Genomic DNA, 18,528 nt, shown 5'->3' with positions numbered 1-18,528 from the left:
GCGGCCTAGCGTTCCTTGGTCGCGGAAAACTTCAGGTCCGGGTTGCGTTCCTGCTGGTAGTTCACGTCCCAGGCGCTCTTGGCCATGAACACCAGGTCGCCGTCGCGGTCGCGCGCCAGGTTGGCGCGGTTGAAACTCTCGAACTCGTCCATCGCCCGGCCATCGCCGGAAAGCCAGCGCGCCGTGGCGAAGGGCGAAGGTTCCAGCACCGCCTCGACCTTGTATTCCGCGGCCAGCCGCGAAACGAGCACGTCGAGCTGGAGCTGGCCGACGACGCCGATGATCCACTGGCCGCCGATCTCGGGGTAGAAGACCTGGATCACGCCCTCTTCGCTCAGGTCGTCGAGCGCCTTCCTCAATTGTTTCGTCTTGGTCGGATCGCGCAGGACCACCCGGCGCAGGATCTCGGGCGCGAAGTTGGGCAGGCCGGTGAAGCGGACCTGGTTCTTCTCGCTCAGCGTGTCGCCCACGCGCAGCGTGCCGTGGTTGGGGATGCCGATGATGTCGCCGGCCAGCGCGGTATCGGCCAGCTCGCGGTCCTGGGCCATGAACAGGATCGGCGAATGGATCGCGATCGGCTTGCCCAGCCCGCTGGGCGTCAGCTTCATCCCGCGTTTGAACGTGCCCGACACCTGGCGCATGAAGGCGATCCGGTCGCGGTGGTTCGGGTCCATGTTGGCCTGGACCTTGAAGATGAAGCCGGTCACCTCGTCGCGGGACGGGGCGATCTCCTCGTCCCCGGCCGGCTGCGGCCGCGGCGGCGGGGCCCAGCGGGCGATCGCCGCGATCAGTTCCTCGACCCCGAAGTTCTTCAGCGCCGAACCGAAGAAAACCGGCGTCAGGTCGCCTTCGCGATAGGCCTCGAGGTCGAACTCGGGATAGCCGACTTGCGCCAGCTCGATCTCCTCCGCCAGGTCCGCGGGCAGGTCGCCGGGCGCCTCGCGCTTGCCGCGATACTCGCGGCTTTCCCCTTCGGGCCGGGCCACCGTTCCGCTCGCGAAGTCGAGCACGCCGGTGAACAGCCCGCCCATGCCCAGCGGCGCGCTCTGCGGCGAAACGTCGAGCGCGAGGGCATCGGCCACTTCGTCGAGCGTCTCGAAGATCGAACGGCCTTCGCGGTCCACCTTGTTGACGAAGGTGATGATCGGCACCGACCGCAGGCGGCAGACTTCGAACAGCTTGCGCGTCTGCGGCTCGATCCCCTTGGCCGCGTCGATCACCATGATCGCCGAATCGACCGCGGTCAGCGTGCGATAGGTATCCTCGGAAAAGTCCTCGTGCCCCGGGGTGTCGAGCAGGTTGAAGGTGATGCCGTCCTTCTCGAACGTCATCACGCTGGAGGTGACCGAGATGCCGCGCTGCTGCTCGATCTTCATCCAGTCGGAACGCGCGCGCCGGGCCGCGCCGCGCGCCTTGACCTCGCCGGCGAGATGGATCGCCCCGCCTTGCAGCAGGAGCTTTTCGGTCAGCGTGGTCTTGCCCGCGTCGGGGTGGGAGATGATCGCGAACGTGCGGCGATTGGACATGGCCGGCGCGCCTAGCCGCAGCGCGCGGTTTCGTCCACCGAAGATGCGCCAAGGGGCCGGCGGCCCGGCCCTCGCCCCCCGCGCCCGGTCTCCACGCGTCAGTCCCCGCGCGCGACCTGGAACCCGGCGTAGCTCTGGCTGACGGGCATCAGCTCCAGCGCGTTGATGTTGAGATGCGGCGGCCGCGCCGCCACCCAGCAGACCGTTTCGGCGATGTCGTCGGCCGTCATCGGCTCGGCCCCGCCGTAAAGGCGATCGTGCGCGTCCCTGTTGCCGCCGGTCCGCACCAGGGTGAACTCGGTTTCGACCATGCCCGGCTCGATCGAGGTCACCCGCACGCCGGTGCCGTGCAGGTCGCTGCGCAGGCCGAGCGTGAACTGGCGCACGAAGGCCTTGGTGCCGCCATAGACGTTGCCGCCGACATAGGGATACGTCGCCGCGACCGAGGCGATGTTGATCACCGCGCCCCGCCGCTCGACCAGCGCGGGAAGCAGCTTGTGCGTCAGCGAAACCAGCGCGGTCACGTTGGTCTCGATCATCGTCTTCCAGTCGTCGAGGCGCGCCTCCTGCGCCGGCGCGGTGCCCAGGGCCAGCCCGGCGTTGCAGGTCGATTCCGGCAAAATCCCCGGGCAGGTCGCCGAGCGCGGCGTCGCGCGCGGCCTCGTCGCGCACGTCGAACACCGCGGCATGGACCTTGTCCGCGCCGAGATCGGCCACCAGCGCCTCCAACCGCTCGGCGCGCCGCCCGGTCGCGATGCAGCGCCAGCCGGCGGCGACCAGCCGGCGCACACAGGCTTCCCCGATGCCGGCGGTCGCGCCGGTTACCAGTGCCGTTCCGCTCATGCTCTCAGCTCCGCTCCCAGCTTGCCGGCCGCCGCGACGACCTTGTCCGAAATGGCCTTGATCTCGGCGTCGGTGAAGCTTTTCTCGCCCGGCTGCAGGACGACTTCGACCGCCACCGACTTGTGCCCGGGTTCGACCCCCTGGCCGGTGAAGACGTCGAACACGCGCGCGTCCACGATCGCCGCCTTGTCCGCCCCGCGAACCGCGCGCACCAGGTCGCCCGCGGCCAGCTCGGCCGGGACGAGGAAGGCGAAATCGCGCATGACCGCCTGCAGCGCGGGCGGGGCATAGGCGGGCCGGGCGAACCCGGCGGCCGACTTGCGCGCCGGAATGGCATCGAGGAACAGCTCCGCCGCGACGACCGGCCCGTCGATGTCGAACGCCTTCAGCGTGTTCGGGTGGAGCGTGCCGAAGCGCGCGAGCACGTTCTTCGGCCCGAGCCGCAGCGTGGCCGACTGGCCGGGATGGAACTGCGGCCCCGCCTCGCCCATCACCATCAGGTTGCCGACGGGCGCGCCCGCTGCCTCGAGAAGGGCCAGCGCCTCGGCCTTGGCGTCGTAGGCGTCGAAGCCTTGCGCCTTGCCGCCGGCCCAGCCGCGGGCCCGCTTCTCGCCCGCGAGGACGAGGCCGAGCGTCGGCTTCTCGTCGCTGGCACCGTCCGGCCCGCGGAAATAGCGGCGGCCGATCTCGAACAGGCGACTGCCGGCAGCGCCGCGATCGGCATTGCGCCGGGCCGCCGCCAGCAGCCCGGGCAGGAGCGAGGGGCGCATGGCCTTCATGTCCTCGCTGATCGGGTTTTCCAGCACCCACAGGTCATGCCCGTCGGCGAAATGGCCGGCTTCGGCCATGGGCAGGAATGACCAGGTGACCGCTTCGTTCAGCCCGCGCGCGGCCGCGCTGCGGCGAACCTTGCGCTCGAGCTGCTGGAGCGGGGTCGCCGTGGGCCGCGCGACGCCTTCCGCGCGCGGCAGGGGCATGCTTTCGATCTTGTCGAGGCCGTGGATCCGCACGACTTCCTCGACCAGGTCGGCCGGCCCCTCGATGTCGTGCCGGCGGGCGGGACAGGCGACCTGCCAGTCGTCGCCGGCCGCGAAATCGAGTGCACCGAGGATGCGCCGCTGTTCGTCCGCCGCGATCTCGACCCCGCCCAGGCGCCGGGTGAGGCCGGGGTCGAACGCGACCGTGCGGGCCGTGTCGGGCGGTGAGCCGGCGCGCACGACCTCGCTCGCCGTGCCGCCGCAAGTCTCGACGATGAGCGCGGTGAGGAGCGCCAGCCCCTCGTCGAGGAACGCCGGATCGACCCCGCGTTCGAACCGCGTCCGCGCATCGCTGGCAAGGCCGAGCTTGCGGCCGGTAACGCCGATATGCTCGGGATCGAAATAGGCGATCTCGAGCACGATGTCGCGCGTCTCGGCCGTGACGCCCGAATGTTCCCCGCCCATGATCCCGGCAATGTCGTGCACGCCGGCATCGTCGGCGATCACGGTCATCGTGGGATCGAGGGTATAAGTCTTCTCGTTCAGGGCCAGGACCTTTTCCCCGTCGCGCGCGCGACGGGCGACGAGCGGTCCGGCCAGCTTGGCCAGATCGTAGGCATGGGCCGGCCGGCCATAGGCGAACATCAGGTAATTGGTCGCATCGACGATCGCGCTGATCGGCCGCTGGCCTGCGGAAAGCAGGCGGCGCTGCATCCATTCGGGCGATGCGCCGTTGGCGACGCCCCGGATCACCCGGCCATACCAGGCCGGGCAGCCATCGGCATCCTCGATCCGGACCTCGACCGGGCACGCGCCCTCGCCCGTCACCGGCGCGAGGGCCGGCAGGCGGAACGTGCCGATCCCCGCCGCGGCCAGGTCGCGGGCGATCCCCATCACGCCCATGCAATCGGGCCGGTTGGGCGTGATCGCCACGTCGAGCACCGGGCTCGCGCCGTGATAGGCGGCGAAATCGGCCCCGACCGGGGCATCTTCGGGCAGCTCGATGATGCCGCCGTGCTCGTCGCCCAGCTCCAGCTCGCGCACCGAACACATCATCCCGTTCGATTCGATGCCGCGGATCGCGCTCTTGCGCAGCCGCATCCCGTTGGCGGGCACGATTGCCCCCGGCAGGCCGAGCACGCCCTTCATGCCGGCGCGCGCATTGGGCGCCCCGCACACGATCTGCATCGGCTCGCCCTCGCCGGTCGAGACGGACAGGACCTGGAGCTTGTCCGCATCCGGGTGGGGCGCGGCCTCGAGCACTTCGGCGACGCGAAAGCCGGCGAGCGTTTCGGCCGGGTCCTCGATCCCTTCGACCTCGTGCCCGATCGCGTTCAGCGCGGCGGCGACCTGCGCCACCGAGGCATCGGTTTCGAGGAAATCGTGCAGCCATTCGAGAGAGAACTTCATGCCCGTGCCCCCACGCCGCCGGACAGGGTCGGCTGATCGAACGGCGAGAAGCCGTAGTGCGCCAGCCAGCGCCGGTCGCCATCGAAGAAGGCGCGCAAGTCGTCCATCCCGTATTTGAGCATCGCGAGGCGATCGACCCCGACGCCGAAGGCGAAGCCCTGCCATTCGGCCGGGTCGAGCCCGGCGAATTCGATCACCCGGGCATTGACCATGCCGCTGCCCAGCAGTTCCATCCAGCCATGGCCCGGGGCATCGCCGTCACCGCCCAGCACGCGGCGGCCCTTCACGTCCTGCCACCCGACGTCGACCTCCACCGAAGGTTCGGTGAAGGGGAAATAGCTCGGGCGCAGGCGCAGGACGATGTCGTCGCGTTCGAAGAAGGCCTTGAGGAAAGTCTCCAGCGTCCACTTGAGGTGGCCGAGGTGGATGTCGCGGTCGATCACCAGCCCTTCGATCTGGTGGAACATCGGGGTGTGGGTCGCGTCGCTGTCGCTGCGATAGACCCGGCCCGGTGCGATGATGCGGATCGGCGCGCCTTCTTCCTTCATCGAGCGGATCTGGACCGGCGAGGTATGGGTGCGCAGCAGCATGCGGTTGCCCGCGGCATCGCGGTCGGGGAAATAGAACGTGTCGTGCATCGCGCGCGCCGGGTGGGTTTCGGCCATGTTGAGCGCGGTGAAATTGTGCCAGTCGTCCTCGATCTCCGGCCCGGTGGCGACCGAGAAGCCGAGATCGGCGAAAATCTCCGCCAGTTCGTCCATCACCTGGCTGACCGGGTGGACCGAGCCGGCCGGCGTGTCCGGTGCGGGCAGCGTCAGGTCGAGCGTCTCGGACGCCAGCCGCCGTTCGAGCGCGGCGGCCTCGAGCGCCTGCTTGCGCGCGGCAATGGCATCGGCGACTTCGCCGCGCGCCGCCTGGATCGCGGGCGCGCGTTCCTGCCGTTCCTCGGGCGTCATCGCGCCCAGCGTCTTGAGCAGCTGGCTGATCCAGCCCTGCTTGCCCAGCGCCTCGACGCGCAGGGCCTCGACCGCGTCGGCGGTGTCGGCGGCGTCGATCGCGGCGAGCGCTTGCTCCTTGCGGGTCTGCAGTTCGTTCATGGCACCGGCCCGCTAGCGCAAATCGCCGGCGAGGCAAAGCGCATGTGGCGCGCCGCCCCTCAGGCGGCGGATGGCCGGTCGAGCGTCTGCACCGCACTGCCGTAAAGCCGGTGCCGTTCGCGCACGAAACTGGCCATCACCGGGTGGCCCATCGCGGCATATTCGCTCGGCGCCATGCCCAGGAAGCGGTGGCAGTCGCGCACGAAGTGCGACTGGTCGTAGTACCCGCGATCGATCGAACCGCTCCAGCCCGCCTGCGGGTCGAGCATGTAGTTGGCGAGGCTGCGCATGAAGCGTTGCCGCCGCAGCAGGAGCTTGGGCGGAAAGCCGAAGGCGCGCCGGGCCAGCCGCTCGAGCGTGCGGGTCGTCAGCCCGGCCCGCTCAGCCATGTCGGCGACATCGCCGACGTCCTCTTCCAGGAGCATCGCGTGGATCGCGGCAATGCGCGGGTCCTCATCGCCGTGGCGGTGCGCCTCGTGGCGGAAGAACTGCACCAGCCGCGCATATTCCGCCGCTTCCCGCCCGGGGTCCGCCGCGAGATCGTCGGCCAGCGGAACGAACGCGGCGAAAGGCGGGGCCTGGCGCCCGTCGAACACGCGGTTGGCCGCCCGGTGCGCCGGCTCGCCGACGAACGTCGCCCAGCCCAGCGGCAGCAGGCCGATGCCCCAGAGCCGCGTCGTCCCGACGGTGAAGTCCAGCGGCCCGCTGCTCGGCCCGGTGGCGACGAAATCGGCCCCGGCGACCCGGTCGCCCGCGACCGACCGGCTGACCGGGAAATCGCCGGCGAAGAACCGCAGGTTGGCCCATTCCGGCTGCAGCGCATCGGCCACGCGCGCGCCCTCGGGCACGACGATCTCGACGCGATAGAACGTCGTGAAGAACCGTGCCAGGTCGGCCGGCGGTGCGTGGAACCGCACCGCAATCTCGCATTGCGCCGAAGCCACGACGAAAATGTCCCGTGTGATTTCCCCCGCGCGCGAGGATACCCCAGCCGGGCCGCCTTGGCAAAGGCGGATCGCGGGCGGAGGGCAGCGGACGCGGAGCGGACAGGAAAAGGGCGCGGAAAGCGTCGTGCTTCCCGCGCCCCTTCAGGCCCTGTCGTGCAGGTTCGCGCGGCTCAGGCGGGCAGCGCCTTCTTGGCCTGCGCGATGATCGCCTTGAACGCGCCGCCTTCGTTCATCGCGAGGTCGGCCATGACCTTGCGATCCAGCTCGATGCCGGCGAGCTTGGCGCCGTGCATGAACTGCGAATAGGTCAGGCCCTCGGCGCGGACGGCGGCATTGATGCGCTGGATCCACAGGGCGCGGAAATTCCGCTTCTTAACCTTGCGGTCGCGGTAGGCGTATTGCCCGGCCTTCTCGACCGCCTGGCGGGCGATACGGATCGTGTTCTTGCGGCGGCCGCGATAGCCCTTGGCCTGGTCGAGGATCCGCTTGTGCTTCTGGCGCGTGGTGACGCCGCGTTTGATGCGAGGCATGTGCTAGTACTCCTGAAAGTCGAACGGGCTCAGTCGAGGCCGTAGGGCGCCCACTTCTTCACCGTCTTGGTGTCCGCTTCGGACAGGACGGTGGTGCCGCGGTTCTGGCGGATGTACTTGGCATTGTGGCTGATCAGGCGGTGGCGCTTGCCCGCGACACCATGCTTGACCTTGCCGGTGGCGGTGAGCTTGAAGCGCTTCTTCACGCCGCTCTTGGTCTTCAGCTTGGGCATTTTCGTCTCCTGTTTCAGAAACACGTCCAGCCAGCCCTGGCAGCCCTTTCGGCCAGACCGGCAGATATCTGCGTGTCGGTGAAGCGCGCGCCATTAGTGGCAATCGCGCCGGAAGGCAAGCGATTCGCGCGCGGAGGGGGGCGGCAGAGCCGCGCGCGCTCTCAGTCCGCGGCCTGCGCGCGATGGCTGCGCCAGCGTTCCGATCCCCAGCGCGCGATCAGTGCATCGACGCGGGCCCGCGCGGCCGGGCGCAGGCCGTCGTGCGGGGCGCATTCCCCCCGTTCGACGAGGCACGCCTCGCCGGTGTCGACCCGCAGGCTGGTCAGTTCGTCGCCTTCGCCGGCCAGCCCAATCGCGGTCGGCGCCGACAGCGGCCCGATGTGGAGGAAAGGCGCGGCCACCGGCGCCGGCGGCGCCTCGCCGCGGATCGCCGCGGCCAGGATCGCGCGATAGTCCGCCAGGCCGATCGGGCCGCGCGGCAGAACGCCCGGCCGGTTGGCGACCGCGACCGTGCCGAACTGGCGGTGGTTGATCACGTGGCCGTGGCCGAGGAATCCATCCTCGAACAGGTCTTCCCCGTGGTCGCCGGTCACGATCAGGATCGTGTCCTCCCACGCTCCCTTCGCCTTCAGCCGCGCGATCACTTCGCCCAGCCACGCGTCGGCATGGGCGACCGCGTTCCAGTACGTCGCCTGGACATCGGCCGCCCGGTCGGCCCCGATGGCACCGCGCGCGATCGGTTCTTCGACCAGGCGCGGGGCCACGTCACCGTGGTGATAGGGGAAATGCGCGGTCTGGAAATTGAAATAGACGAAATGCGGCGCGGCGTCCCAGTCCTGCGCCCCCAGGGTCCGGTCGAACGCCGCGAGCAGGTGGCTTTCGTCGACCAGCAGGCTGCCCTTGGCCGCGAAATCGAACGCGCGCTTTTCCCGCAGATCCTCGGCATCGACATAGACATCGGTGGCCTCGCGCATGCCCACCGTTTCGGAGATGTCGCCGAAATCCTCCGGCTGGCCGGAGAACACGCCGATGCGATAGCCGCTGGCCTTGAGGTCGCGGAACAGCGACGGCGCGCCGGGCGGCGGCACGAGCTGCCCGGTGAACATCGATTTCAGGCTCTCGGTGGTGAAGCCGACGTGGCTGTATGCGGGCTGTGCCACGCTGCCGGCGGCGGCCAGCGCCTCGAGGTTGGGCGCAGCGGGCTTGCCGTCGACCCGCTTGCCCAGCACGTCGCCGCGCATCGATTCCATGACGACGACGACGACATGGGGCCGGTCCCCGGCGAACGCTTGCGGGCCGAGCGGCGCGGCGAGGGGGACGAGCGCGAGGTCGCCGCCGTAGCCGTCCTCGTCGATCCCGTTGCCCGGAATGTCGAGCGCGAGCGGATGGCGCGCGGCATCGAAAGGCGCCCCGTCGCGCTGGACCGCGAACAGGCCGTAGCCGTCGCTGTCGAAATCGGTCGCCCCGTCCAGCGCGGCGGCCAGGCCCGACCAGGCGAGCGTGCGCCCGAGCCCGAAGGCCGCGTCGGACCGGATCGCGAAGATGGCCTGCGCGGCCACCAGGAAGGCGCAGGCGAGCGCGACCAGCGTGACCGCGCGCGGCCGCTGCGGCGGCGCCACGCCGGCCGGCAGGGCCCGCAGGGCGATGCGCCAGACGATCCACGCCGCCAGGCCCAGCGCGGCCAGCCCGGCCAGCGCGATCCCGATCTCGCTCGCCGCGAACAGCAGGGCGTCGGCCAGGCTGCCCCCGCCGAGCTTGCTGAGGAGGGAGAAGTTCACCGTGTCGCTGAAATAGGAATGAAGCTGGTACTGCGCCGCGAGCAGGAGGCAGAACCCCGCGCCGTTGACGAGCGCGAAGACATAGGCCGCCGCCCAGCCCGGCCGCCCGCGCGCGAGGCGCAGCGCGAGGAGCCAGCCGGCCATGGCCACGAGCGCTTGGGCGAGCGCGTAGCCCACGGCGAACTGGAACAGCTCGGCCGGGGTATCGACCGCGCGCGATTGCCCGAAACCGCCGCTGAACAGGCCATACTTGCGATCGGCCAGCGCCAGCTCGATCGCCGAAACCACCACCATGACCGCGAGCGGCATCCAGGCGAGCAGGCGCACGGGCAGCCCGCGCATTTTCGCGCGCGCAAGCGTGCCATCGATCCCGTGCCGTTCCGCCGCCGTTGCCATCGCCATCCCGCCCTCCGGACTGGCAGCGACCTAGCGCGGCAGGGTTATCATTGTGCTAACCGTGATCGTGCCCGGCCATGGCCTCGATCACGTCTTCGAGCCGGGCGGGGTCGCCCAGCGCGATCACCTCGCCCCCCGAATCGGCATTGAGCGGTTCGCCCTGCCAGTCGCACATCGTGCCCCCGGCCCCCTCGACCACCGGGATGAGCGCGGCGAAATCGTGGAGCTTGAGGCCGGCCTCGCACACGATGTCCATGTGCCCGGATGCGACCAGGCCGTAACTGTAGCAATCGCCGCCATAGACGATCTTGCGCTCGGCCACCTTGCCCGCCAGGCCCATGAAGCCATCGACCTGCTCGCCGGAGAAACAATGCGGACTGGTCGTTCCCAGCACGGCATTGGACAGGTCCGGACAGGGCGCGGTGCGCGCGGGCTGCCCGTTGAAGGTCGTCCCCGCGCCGACCAGAGCCGCCCAGCGTTCGCGCAGGATCGGCTGGTCGATCAGGCCGATGACCGGCCAGCCGCCTTCCATCAGCGCGATCAGCGTGCCGAAGATCGGCCGCCCGGCGATGAAGCTGGTCGTGCCGTCGATCGGGTCGAGCACCCACTGGCGCCCCGCGCCGGGGTTCCGGTTGCCGTATTCTTCCCCGATGATCCCGTCGTCAGGCCGCTCGCTTTCGATGATCGCGCGCATGGCCGCCTCGGCCGCGCGATCGGCCTCGGTCACGAATGTCGCATCGGACTTGCGCTCTTCCGCCCAGTCGCCGCGGAACAGCGGGCGGATCGCCTCGCCGGCAGCGTCCGCCAGCCGGTTGGCAAGGGCAAGGTCGGCAGCACTCGGCATCGCGGCCGCTCAGTCGAACAGGCTGGAGACGGAGCTTTCGTCGGCGATCCGGCGCACCGCCTCGCCGATCAGCGGCGCGATGGTGAGGATGCGGATCTTCTCGCTGTCCTGCGCGGCATCGGTCGGGCGGATGCTGTCGGTGATGACCAGTTCGGTCAGCATCGAACCGTCGACCCGCGCGACCGCCCCACCCGACAGCACGCCGTGGGTGATATAGGCCGCGACCGAACTGGCGCCCTGGTCCAGCAGCGCCTGCGCCGCGTTGCACAGCGTCCCGCCCGAATCGACGATGTCGTCGATCAGGATGCAGTGCCGCCCCTTGACCTGGCCGATGATGTTCATGACCTCGCTCTCGCCCGGGCGATCGCGGCGCTTGTCGACGATCGCCAGCGGCGCGTTGTCGAGCCGCTTGGCGAGCGCGCGGGCGCGCACGACGCCGCCCACGTCGGGGGAAACGACCATCAGGTCCCGGTCGCCGTAGCGGGCCTGGATATCGGCCGCCATCACCGGCGCCGCATAGAGGTTGTCGGTGGGGATATCGAAGAAGCCCTGGATCTGCCCGGCGTGGAGATCGACCGCGAGCACGCGGTCCGCCCCGGCCTGGGTGATCAGGTTGGCGACCAGCTTGGCCGAGATCGGCGTGCGCGGCCCCGGCTTCCGGTCCTGCCGGGCATAGCCGAAATAGGGCACGACGGCGGTGATCCGCTTGGCCGATGCGCGCTTGAGCGCGTCGATGCAGATCAGCAGTTCCATCAGGTTGTCGTTGGCCGGGAAGCTGGTCGGCTGGATCAGGAAAACGTCTTCGCCGCGCACGTTCTCGTGGATTTCGACGAAGACTTCCTCGTCGGCGAATCGGCGCACGCTGGCATCGGTCAGCGGCAGTTCGAGATAGGCCGCGATCGCGCGTGCGAGCGGCAGGTTCGAATTGCCGGACATGATCTTCATGGAAAGGGGTGCCCTTCGGTTGCTGAGGCGGGAATCGGCTCCGCCCCGCTTAGCCCGGCGTCACGCGATTGCAACAGGCGGGGCCCGGCAGGCGGGCACCGGCGGGCAGAAATCCCCGGGCAGGCCGGGCAGGTCAGCCCAGGCGATGTTCGCCCCGGATCCAGCGCACCGTGCCGCTGCTGGCGCGCATGACCACGCTTTCGGTCGTCATCGTGCCGCCGCGCAGCCGCTTGACCCCGTCGAGCAGCGAACCCGAGGTGACGCCGGTCGCGGCGAAGATGCAATCGCCCCTCGCCAGGTCTTCCAGCTTGTAGATCCGGTCGAGATCCTCGATCCCCCACTTGCGCGCGCGCGCCTTCTCGTCCTCGTTGCGGAAGACCAGGCGGCCGTTGAACTGCCCCCCGACGCAACGCAGCGCGGCGGCGGCGAGGACGCCTTCGGGCGCGCCGCCCTGCCCCATGTACATGTCGATCGTGGTTTCCGGATCGGTCGTCGCGATCACCCCGGCCACGTCGCCGTCGCCGATCAGGACCACGCCGCAGCCGAGCGAGCGAAGCTCCGCGATCAGGTCCGCGTGGCGCGGCCGGTCGAGCACGCAGACGATGATGTCGCCCGGCTCGACGCCCTTCGCCTCGGCCACGGCGCGCACGTTGTCGCTCGGGCTGCGGGCGAGGTCGATGATCCCCTCGGGATAGCCGGGGCCGACCGCCAGCTTGTCCATGTAGGTATCGGGCGCGTTGAGCAGGCACCCTTCCTCCGCCGCGGCGAGAACGGCCAGCGCGTTGGGGCCGGCCTTGGCGGTGATGGTCGTCCCCTCGAGCGGGTCGAGCGCGATATCGATTCGCGGGCCCTTGCCCGGCGCGCCGCCGACTTTCTCGCCGATGTAGAGCATCGGCGCCTCGTCGCGCTCCCCCTCGCCGATCACGACCGTGCCGTCGATATAGAGCTGGTCGAAGGCCTTGCGCATGGCCTCCACCGCGGCCGCATCGGCGGCCTTCTCGTCGCCGCGGCCGATCAGCTTGCTGGCCGCGACGGCGGCCGCCTCGGTCACGCGGACCAGTTCGAGCACGAGGACGCGATCGAGCTGCGAGCCGGTGGCAGGATTTTCGGTGTTCATGCTGGATTCAGTCCCCCGGGAGTGCTTGGCAGGGCGCTTAGCCAGCGGGAGCGGGAATGTCGAGAATACAGCTGTCTTTCGCGCTGGCCCTCGTCGCGGGGGCGGCACCGCTGGCCGCCCAGGAGGCGGAGCCCGACCAACTCGACGAGGCGTTCGAGGCGGTCCGCGAGATTTACGGGCCGCCGCCGCCTTCGCCCCCGCAGCCCGATTGCGAGCAGCCCGAAGGCAACGAGATCGTCGTCTGCGCGCGGCTGGAGGAACAGTCGCAGTTCCGCATCCGGTCGGACGAGGAGGCCGAGGACGAATATGCCGCGGCGACGATGAACAAGGGCAACCCGCCCGCGCCCGACGTCTCCGGGCCGGGTATCTTCCAGGGGCCGGCGACGGTCTCCGGGCTCTGCGTGATCCCGCCCTGCCCCCCGCCGCCGGCGCTCATGGTCGATTTCGACGAACTGCCCGAGACCCCGCCCGGCTCCGATGCCGATCGCGCCGCGCGCGGACTGGCACCGCGCGGTTACGACGGGGAATTCACGCCCGCGCCGCCGGGGGAAGGCGAAACCGCCGACGACGCGCCGCCGGCGAGGCCGGACTGACCGCTCAGCCTTCGAGGATCTGCATCGACAGCGGCGGGGCGGTCAGGCTGTCCGAACCGCGCAGGAGCTCGAGCGCGCGCTCGACATTGCGCTGCGGCCCCTCGTGCGCGACCATCGCGACCAGGACTTCGCCGCCTTCTTCCTGCCGCCCCTGCTGGATCAGGCTCTCGATCGAAACGCCCGCATCGCGCATCGCGGCGGTCATCTCGGCGAGGACGCCCGGCCGGTCGGCGACGGTAAAGCGCAAGTAGGTCCGCCCCGTGCGGTGCCCGGCCTCGGCCCGGGCCATCGGCGTCATCTGGGCCGAGGGGATCGAAAACGGCGCCCCGATCTCCCCACGCGCGATGTCGATCAGGTCGGCCACGACCGCGCTCGCGGTGGGCCCGGCCCCGGCGCCGGCGCCCTGGAACAGCAGGCGGCCGGAAAAATTGCCTTCCGCCACGACCGCGTTGGTCGGGCCGGTCACGTGGGCCAGCGGGTGGCCCTTGGGCACGAGGCACGGCTTCACCCGCTGCAACAGGGCCGGTGCGCCGTCTTCGCCGCCCTCCAGGTCGGCCATCCCGATCAGCCGCACGACGTAGCCGAGCGTGTCGGCGCGGGCGATGTCCTCCGCCCGGATCGCGGCGATCCCCTCGCACGAGACGCCGGCGAAGTCGACCCGTGCGCCGAAGCCGATGGCGGCCAGGATCGCCAGCTTGTGCGCGGCGTCGGTCCCCTCGATGTCGAAGGCCGGATCGGCCTCGGCATAGCCCTGGCGCTGCGCCTCGGCGAGGGTTTCGCCGAAGTCCGCCCCGCTCGCTTCCATCGTCGAGAGGATGTAGTTCGAGGTGCCGTTGAGAATGCCGTAGATGCGCTCGATCGCGTTGGCCGCCGCGCCTTCGCGCAGCGCCTTCACGACCGGGATACCGCCGGCCACAGCGGCTTCGAACTTCAGCGCGAGCCCGGCATTCTCCGCCGTCTCGGCAAGGGCCTGGCCGTGATGGGCGATCATCGCCTTGTTGGCCGTGACCAGCGCCTTGCCCGCCCCCAGCGCGCCGCGCGCCAGGGTGAGCGCGGGGCCGTCCGCACCGCCGACGAGTTCGACCACGACATCGACGTCGTCGCGCGCGGCCATTTCGGTCATGTCGTCGTGCCAGTCGAACCGCGCCAGGTCGACGCCGCGATCCTTGTCGCGGTCGCGCGCGCTGACGGCGACGACCTGCAGTTCGCGCCCGGCGCGGGCGCGCAGCAGGGCGGCGTTGGTATCGAGCAGGCGAATGACGCCCGCCCCGACGGTGCCGAGCCCGGCTAGGGCGATTCGCAGCGGCTCAGCCATCGGAGCGGGGGGTGCGTTTGGCAGGTTTCATGCCCGCGCCCCTAGCCCGCCGCGGCGCCGCTTGGGAGCCAGATTCGCTTGGGGCGGCGCTAGTTGCGGTTGCGGGGGCAGGCGCCAATGCTCTGCCGGACGAAGGCGAAATCTTCCGCCGCCTGCGCGCGCGATCGCGCGTCCTGCGCGATGTTCGCCTCGGCCGGCAGCTCGCGCGGGAGGAAGCAGGCGATGCGATACCAGGCGAGCGTGTCGCGCGCCGGCGGGCGGGCGGCCTGGTCGACGATCTCGGTCCAGGAAACGCCCCACACCGGCGCCATGTTGGGGCGGCGCACGACGGTGATCGAGACCGGCCCCTGGCCATTGGTGTTGAGGAACATCTGCGTTTCCGATTCGCCGGCGAGGTTGCCCGGCATCGACAGGACATCGCGCACCCCGGTGACCGAGGGCGGGGCGTCGGGCGCCGAGAGCTCGGCCAGGATCGGGCGCAGGCGGGCCTCGAGCGGCTCGCTCCACAGCAGCTGCGCGCCGGGGGCGACCAGCTGGATCTCGCCCGGGCGGCCCCCGGGGCGGGCGAAGAGGATCACCTCCTCCCGCTTCAGCCGGGGCGGATCGCCGTCTTCATCGAGCGGGACATCGACGAGGTAGCGGATCGATTCGCCGATCGGCGCATTGCCCGCGATCAGCGCGGTCGTGCGCGCCTCGACATAGAGGCGCCCGTAACCCGGTCGCACGTTCGGCGCGCGTTCCGGCTTGAGGAGCGCCTGGCGGCGGACCTCGGCGCGGATCACCAGGTCGGCCGGGTCGGCCAGGTCGGCGAGGTCGGCGTAAGTCGGCCCGCCGCCTTTAGCGGGAACCGCGGCCGGCTGCGCCGCGGCGCCTGCCGGGGCAGGCGCGCCGGCAAGGGAAAGCCCGGCTGCCAGCGCGAGGGTGAACGTCTTCGGGGATCGGGTATGGGTCATTTCTAATCCAATCGTGACATCGGATCGCAACTTCGTGAACCGATTCGTGCCTCGGACGTTCCAAGACTTGCCGGCGTGAATCCGGGGTTAACCGGAAAAGCGTTTGCGCGCTCCGGGTATCGCAGCTAATGGTCGCGCCAGCCCGAGGTAATGACACGATAAAACGCCTTGGGCGGGCCCATGCTGGCCAAGCGGCGCTGGGTCCGATTTGGCCTACGCGTCGCCGTAGCGCCGGCAGGGTGGACAATTGGGATTGCCCTCTGGCAAGGGATTTGCTTGTCGTGAGGAGAGTCGCCGGGTCTGCCCCGGCGTGAGACGATGGAGTGACGCGACTGAATGGCCTACGCTGACCAACAGATGAGCGGGAACCGGATTGTCGCCCTGATTATTGTGGCGATCATCCATGTTCTGGTCGGGTATGCGCTGATTACCGGTCTCGCCTACGAGGCGGTGACCCAGGTGGTCGAGCGTGTGACGACGGTCGATATCGACGAACCGCCGCCCCCCGAACCGGAAGACGAACCGCCCCCACCGCCCGAGCCCGATACGGCCCCGCCGCCGCCTGTGGCTCCTCCGCCGCCAATCAGCATCGCGCCGGCTCCGCCGCCGATCCGCACGCAGCCGACGATTCCGCCGCCTGCACCGCCGGTCCTGCGCGTGCCGCCGCCGGCCCCGCCCGCACCGCCGCCCCCGCCGCCCCCGCCGCGGGTGCAGCCGAAGGCCGCGGAGCCGCGGAACAACCCGGGCAGCTGGGTGACGAACTCCGACTATCGCAGCAGCTGGATCAACCGCGAGTACAGCGGCACGGCCTCGTTCACCGTTCGCGTGGGCACCAATGGCCGGGTCGAATCCTGCTCGGTTACCGGAGGCACCGCGCCGCAGGAGCTGAAGGACGCGACATGCCGCCTGATCGAACGGCGTGCCCGCTTCCGCCCGGCGACCGACGGCAACGGCGACGAAGTGGCCGGCTCGTACTCGAGCACCGTCCGCTGGCAGATACCGGACTAACGATATCCCGTGTCGCGCGCCGGGCGCGCGACACGGTAACTCCTTCCCAATTCGCTTCTTTCTGAGAGGACTTTCGCAATGCTTATCGAACTTCTTGCCGCGGCGGGTGAAGCTGCTCCGCAGAACTCCTTCGGCTTCTGGGAAGCCATGAACCAGGGCGGCCTGATCGCCTGGTCGATCTTCGGCGTGCTCGTGATCATGTCGGTCGGCTCGTTCTACATCCTGATCACCAAGCTTCTCGAACAGCAGAAGATCTTCAACCAGTACAAGAACGTGCGCACGCAGTTCTGGAAAGCCGGCTCGCTGCGCGAAGGCGCGACCAAGCTCGACAAGAACAGCGCCTGGCGCCAGCTGGTCGACGACGGCCTCGCCGCCGAGGAAGCCCACACGAAGATGACCGACAGCCTCGAGGCGCACGACTGGCTGCACGGCTCGCTCGCCCGTTCGGAAGCGACCATCAACGCCAAGCTCGCCGGCGGCCTGCCGTTCCTCGCGACCGTCGGTGCGACCGCGCCGTTCGTCGGTCTGCTCGGGACCGTCATCGGCATCTACCGCGCGCTGATCAACATCGGCATCGCGGGCTCGGCCTCGATCGACAAGGTCGCCGGCCCGGTCGGTGAAGCCCTGATCATGACCGCCATCGGTCTGCTCGTCGCCGTCCCGGCCGTGCTGGCCTACAACTGGCTGCAGAGCCGCAACAAGCGCATCGCCGAGCTGCTCTCGGGCTTCTCGACCGACATCCTCGCGAACATCAATTCGAAGGGTGCGGTGAAGCCGGCCGTGATGACCAAGACCTCGACCCAGCAGTCGGGCAAGGCCGCGGCCACTGCCCCGGCCAGCAAGCCGGCCACCACCGCCGCGCCGAAGCGCTGAAAAGCCTAGCCGCCGGGCCGGAACGTTCCGGCCCGGCGACCCAGGCAAACGGAATAGTTGGATAGGATATAGCCATGGCGATTTCGATGGGAGGCGGCGGCCAGGAAACGCCGATGTCGGACATCAACACCACGCCGCTGGTGGACGTGATGCTGGTGCTCCTCATCATCTTCCTGATCGCGGTTCCGGTCGCGATCCAGACGATCGAGAAGCTGCGCATCCCGGTGTTTGAATCGACCGAATCGAAGGACAAGGTCGAAAACCTGCAGCTCACGGTCAGCACGACCGACGCCGCGGGACGCAGTGCCGGCGAACCCGGCTACGAAGGGGCCGCCCGCGAGGGCGAATGCCGCGTTTACTTCAACAACACGACCGCCGTGGATTCGCAGGAACTCTACGACCGCGCGTTCGAACGGCTCGACGCGATCGTCCAGCGCGCCGGCGGCGCCGATGCGATCATGGACGATCCGGACAAGATCCCGCAGGTGCACATCCGCGGCGACGTGAACGCCCCGTGGCAGTGCATCGCCGGCACGATCTACAACGTGCAGGCGGCCGGCTATCCGACCGTCGGATTCATCTCCAACCCGGTCGACCCCAACGGCTGATCGGGCGCAAGGACACAGGAGTAGCCCACCATGGCAATGTCAGGCGGCCGCGACGACGGCTCACCGATGATGGAAATGAACACGACGCCGCTGATCGACGTCATGCTCGTGCTCCTCATCATGTTCATCATCACCATCCCGGTGGCGACCCACTCGGTCGACATCGACCTCCCGGCGCCGAACCCCAACCCGCCGCCGGAAGACCAGATCGATCCGATCAAGAACAAGATCGTCATCACCCAGGCGGGCGAGATCCTCTGGAACGGCGACGCGATCGACCAGGGCGAGCTGGTTCGCAACCTGGAGATCAGCAAGACGATCGAACCGGAGCCCGAGCTTCAGTTCGAACCGGAACAGTACGCCAGCTACGACCTCTCGGTGAAAGTGCTGAACATCATCAAGGGTTCGGGCGTCACCAAGTTCGGCTTCGTCGGCAACGAGAAGTACCGGACCTTCGGCGCGCCGGCCGGCGCCTGACCGAAACGGTTCCTTACCGGACAGCGAAAGGGGGCGGAGCGATCCGCCCCCTTTTTCG

The 18,528-nt window shown here is 69.6% G+C and carries 17 protein-coding genes and 1 pseudogene; 5 read left to right on the top strand and 13 right to left on the bottom strand.

The genetic code is table 11. From position 1 onward, the window contains the following. Nucleotides 1–5 precede the first annotated feature (5 nt). The 11 genes and pseudogenes from T8T98_RS15940 to glpX all read right to left on the bottom strand — a co-directional run bounded on the left by T8T98_RS15940 (nucleotide 6) and on the right by glpX (nucleotide 12,643). Nucleotides 6–1,526: a peptide chain release factor 3 gene (locus T8T98_RS15940; RefSeq protein WP_251104493.1), complete on the bottom strand. Its 1,521-nt coding sequence runs from the start codon at nucleotides 1,524–1,526 to the stop codon at nucleotides 6–8. 98 nt (nucleotides 1,527–1,624) lie between these two features. Beyond that, nucleotides 1,625–2,369, bottom strand: a pseudogene (locus tag T8T98_RS15935) (SDR family NAD(P)-dependent oxidoreductase). Continuing rightward, on the bottom strand, nucleotides 2,366–4,756 hold the full coding sequence (gene pheT, locus T8T98_RS15930; RefSeq protein ID WP_251104495.1) for a phenylalanine--tRNA ligase subunit beta: 2,391 nt from the start codon (nucleotides 4,754–4,756) through the stop codon (nucleotides 2,366–2,368). The pseudogene T8T98_RS15935 and the gene pheT overlap by 4 nt, the downstream one beginning before the upstream one ends. After that, nucleotides 4,753–5,853: a phenylalanine--tRNA ligase subunit alpha gene (pheS, locus tag T8T98_RS15925; protein ID WP_160733359.1), complete on the bottom strand. Its 1,101-nt coding sequence runs from the start codon at nucleotides 5,851–5,853 to the stop codon at nucleotides 4,753–4,755. Before pheS ends, pheT begins: the two co-directional genes overlap by 4 nt. A 59-nt stretch (nucleotides 5,854–5,912) precedes the next feature. Further along, a complete protein-coding gene (locus T8T98_RS15920; RefSeq protein ID WP_251104496.1) occupies nucleotides 5,913–6,770 on the bottom strand; it encodes a helix-turn-helix domain-containing protein in 858 nt (285 codons plus the stop codon). A gap of 200 nt (nucleotides 6,771–6,970) precedes the next feature. Next, nucleotides 6,971–7,330 carry a 50S ribosomal protein L20 gene (rplT, locus tag T8T98_RS15915; protein ID WP_160733361.1) on the bottom strand — a complete coding sequence of 120 codons (360 nt, stop codon included), beginning with the start codon at nucleotides 7,328–7,330 and terminating at the stop codon, nucleotides 6,971–6,973. A gap of 29 nt (nucleotides 7,331–7,359) precedes the next feature. Next, nucleotides 7,360–7,563 (bottom strand): 50S ribosomal protein L35, encoded by a 204-nt coding sequence (gene rpmI / locus T8T98_RS15910; RefSeq protein WP_160733362.1) that lies wholly within the window; start codon nucleotides 7,561–7,563, stop codon nucleotides 7,360–7,362. 161 nt (nucleotides 7,564–7,724) lie between these two features. Continuing rightward, nucleotides 7,725–9,743 carry a sulfatase-like hydrolase/transferase gene (locus tag T8T98_RS15905; protein ID WP_322295760.1) on the bottom strand — a complete coding sequence of 673 codons (2,019 nt, stop codon included), beginning with the start codon at nucleotides 9,741–9,743 and terminating at the stop codon, nucleotides 7,725–7,727. A 49-nt stretch (nucleotides 9,744–9,792) separates the two neighbouring features. Next, nucleotides 9,793–10,581, bottom strand: coding sequence for a histidinol-phosphatase (gene hisN / locus T8T98_RS15900; protein ID WP_251104498.1), 789 nt, complete (start codon nucleotides 10,579–10,581; stop codon nucleotides 9,793–9,795). A gap of 9 nt (nucleotides 10,582–10,590) precedes the next feature. Next, a complete protein-coding gene (locus T8T98_RS15895; RefSeq protein WP_160733365.1) occupies nucleotides 10,591–11,526 on the bottom strand; it encodes a ribose-phosphate pyrophosphokinase in 936 nt (311 codons plus the stop codon). A 133-nt stretch (nucleotides 11,527–11,659) separates the two neighbouring features. After that, the gene (glpX, locus tag T8T98_RS15890) at nucleotides 11,660–12,643 is read right to left on the bottom strand and encodes a class II fructose-bisphosphatase (RefSeq protein WP_160733366.1); all 984 of its coding nucleotides are present in this window, start codon (nucleotides 12,641–12,643) and stop codon (nucleotides 11,660–11,662) included. 56 nt (nucleotides 12,644–12,699) lie between these two features. Here glpX and T8T98_RS15885 point away from each other — a divergent pair, with 56 nt between their 5' ends. Then, nucleotides 12,700–13,236: a hypothetical protein gene (locus tag T8T98_RS15885; protein WP_251104499.1), complete on the top strand. Its 537-nt coding sequence runs from the start codon at nucleotides 12,700–12,702 to the stop codon at nucleotides 13,234–13,236. A 4-nt stretch (nucleotides 13,237–13,240) separates the two neighbouring features. Here T8T98_RS15885 and T8T98_RS15880 read toward each other — a convergent pair whose 3' ends face one another. Beyond that, nucleotides 13,241–14,551: a homoserine dehydrogenase gene (locus T8T98_RS15880; protein ID WP_160733368.1), complete on the bottom strand. Its 1,311-nt coding sequence runs from the start codon at nucleotides 14,549–14,551 to the stop codon at nucleotides 13,241–13,243. A gap of 89 nt (nucleotides 14,552–14,640) precedes the next feature. Continuing rightward, nucleotides 14,641–15,504 (bottom strand): hypothetical protein, encoded by an 864-nt coding sequence (locus tag T8T98_RS15875; protein ID WP_251104500.1) that lies wholly within the window; start codon nucleotides 15,502–15,504, stop codon nucleotides 14,641–14,643. Nucleotides 15,505–15,840: 336 nt separating this feature from the next. Between T8T98_RS15875 and T8T98_RS15870 the strand changes: the two genes are divergently transcribed. The 4 genes from T8T98_RS15870 to T8T98_RS15855 all read left to right on the top strand — a co-directional run bounded on the left by T8T98_RS15870 (nucleotide 15,841) and on the right by T8T98_RS15855 (nucleotide 18,470). Continuing rightward, nucleotides 15,841–16,512, top strand: a complete 672-nt coding sequence (locus T8T98_RS15870) for an energy transducer TonB (protein WP_202389014.1) — start codon at nucleotides 15,841–15,843, stop codon at nucleotides 16,510–16,512. Nucleotides 16,513–16,590: 78 nt separating this feature from the next. Continuing rightward, nucleotides 16,591–17,385: a MotA/TolQ/ExbB proton channel family protein gene (locus T8T98_RS15865; RefSeq protein ID WP_160733370.1), complete on the top strand. Its 795-nt coding sequence runs from the start codon at nucleotides 16,591–16,593 to the stop codon at nucleotides 17,383–17,385. Between the two features lie 74 nt (nucleotides 17,386–17,459). Beyond that, complete coding sequence (locus tag T8T98_RS15860; protein ID WP_202389015.1) at nucleotides 17,460–17,993, top strand: ExbD/TolR family protein; 534 nt, start codon at nucleotides 17,460–17,462, stop codon at nucleotides 17,991–17,993. Nucleotides 17,994–18,023: 30 nt separating this feature from the next. After that, nucleotides 18,024–18,470, top strand: a complete 447-nt coding sequence (locus tag T8T98_RS15855; RefSeq protein WP_160733371.1) for an ExbD/TolR family protein — start codon at nucleotides 18,024–18,026, stop codon at nucleotides 18,468–18,470. Nucleotides 18,471–18,528 lie beyond the last annotated feature (58 nt).

This window comes from Pelagerythrobacter marinus (assembly GCF_034375205.1).
Classification (GTDB): domain Bacteria; phylum Pseudomonadota; class Alphaproteobacteria; order Sphingomonadales; family Sphingomonadaceae; genus Pelagerythrobacter; species Pelagerythrobacter marinus.
The sequence above is the reverse complement of the archived record's forward strand: the minus strand, read 5'-3'. Positions and strand labels throughout refer to the sequence as shown.

What these genes read in the sequence shown, in the direction of transcription:
- T8T98_RS15940 (WP_251104493.1), bottom strand. Translation starts at nt 1,526, where the DNA reads ATGTCCAATCGCCGCACGTTCGCGATCATCTCCCACCCCGACGCGGGC.
- T8T98_RS15880 (WP_160733368.1), bottom strand. Translation starts at nt 14,551, where the DNA reads ATGGCTGAGCCGCTGCGAATCGCCCTAGCCGGGCTCGGCACCGTCGGG.
- glpX (WP_160733366.1), bottom strand. Translation starts at nt 12,643, where the DNA reads ATGAACACCGAAAATCCTGCCACCGGCTCGCAGCTCGATCGCGTCCTC.
- T8T98_RS15895 (WP_160733365.1), bottom strand. Translation starts at nt 11,526, where the DNA reads ATGAAGATCATGTCCGGCAATTCGAACCTGCCGCTCGCACGCGCGATC.
- T8T98_RS15865 (WP_160733370.1), top strand. Translation starts at nt 16,591, where the DNA reads ATGCTTATCGAACTTCTTGCCGCGGCGGGTGAAGCTGCTCCGCAGAAC.
- T8T98_RS15855 (WP_160733371.1), top strand. Translation starts at nt 18,024, where the DNA reads ATGGCAATGTCAGGCGGCCGCGACGACGGCTCACCGATGATGGAAATG.
- T8T98_RS15870 (WP_202389014.1), top strand. Translation starts at nt 15,841, where the DNA reads ATGGCCTACGCTGACCAACAGATGAGCGGGAACCGGATTGTCGCCCTG.
- T8T98_RS15875 (WP_251104500.1), bottom strand. Translation starts at nt 15,504, where the DNA reads ATGACCCATACCCGATCCCCGAAGACGTTCACCCTCGCGCTGGCAGCC.
- T8T98_RS15905 (WP_322295760.1), bottom strand. Translation starts at nt 9,743, where the DNA reads ATGGCGATGGCAACGGCGGCGGAACGGCACGGGATCGATGGCACGCTT.
- T8T98_RS15885 (WP_251104499.1), top strand. Translation starts at nt 12,700, where the DNA reads ATGTCGAGAATACAGCTGTCTTTCGCGCTGGCCCTCGTCGCGGGGGCG.
- hisN (WP_251104498.1), bottom strand. Translation starts at nt 10,581, where the DNA reads ATGCCGAGTGCTGCCGACCTTGCCCTTGCCAACCGGCTGGCGGACGCT.
- pheT (WP_251104495.1), bottom strand. Translation starts at nt 4,756, where the DNA reads ATGAAGTTCTCTCTCGAATGGCTGCACGATTTCCTCGAAACCGATGCC.
- T8T98_RS15860 (WP_202389015.1), top strand. Translation starts at nt 17,460, where the DNA reads ATGGCGATTTCGATGGGAGGCGGCGGCCAGGAAACGCCGATGTCGGAC.
- pheS (WP_160733359.1), bottom strand. Translation starts at nt 5,853, where the DNA reads ATGAACGAACTGCAGACCCGCAAGGAGCAAGCGCTCGCCGCGATCGAC.
- rplT (WP_160733361.1), bottom strand. Translation starts at nt 7,330, where the DNA reads ATGCCTCGCATCAAACGCGGCGTCACCACGCGCCAGAAGCACAAGCGG.
- rpmI (WP_160733362.1), bottom strand. Translation starts at nt 7,563, where the DNA reads ATGCCCAAGCTGAAGACCAAGAGCGGCGTGAAGAAGCGCTTCAAGCTC.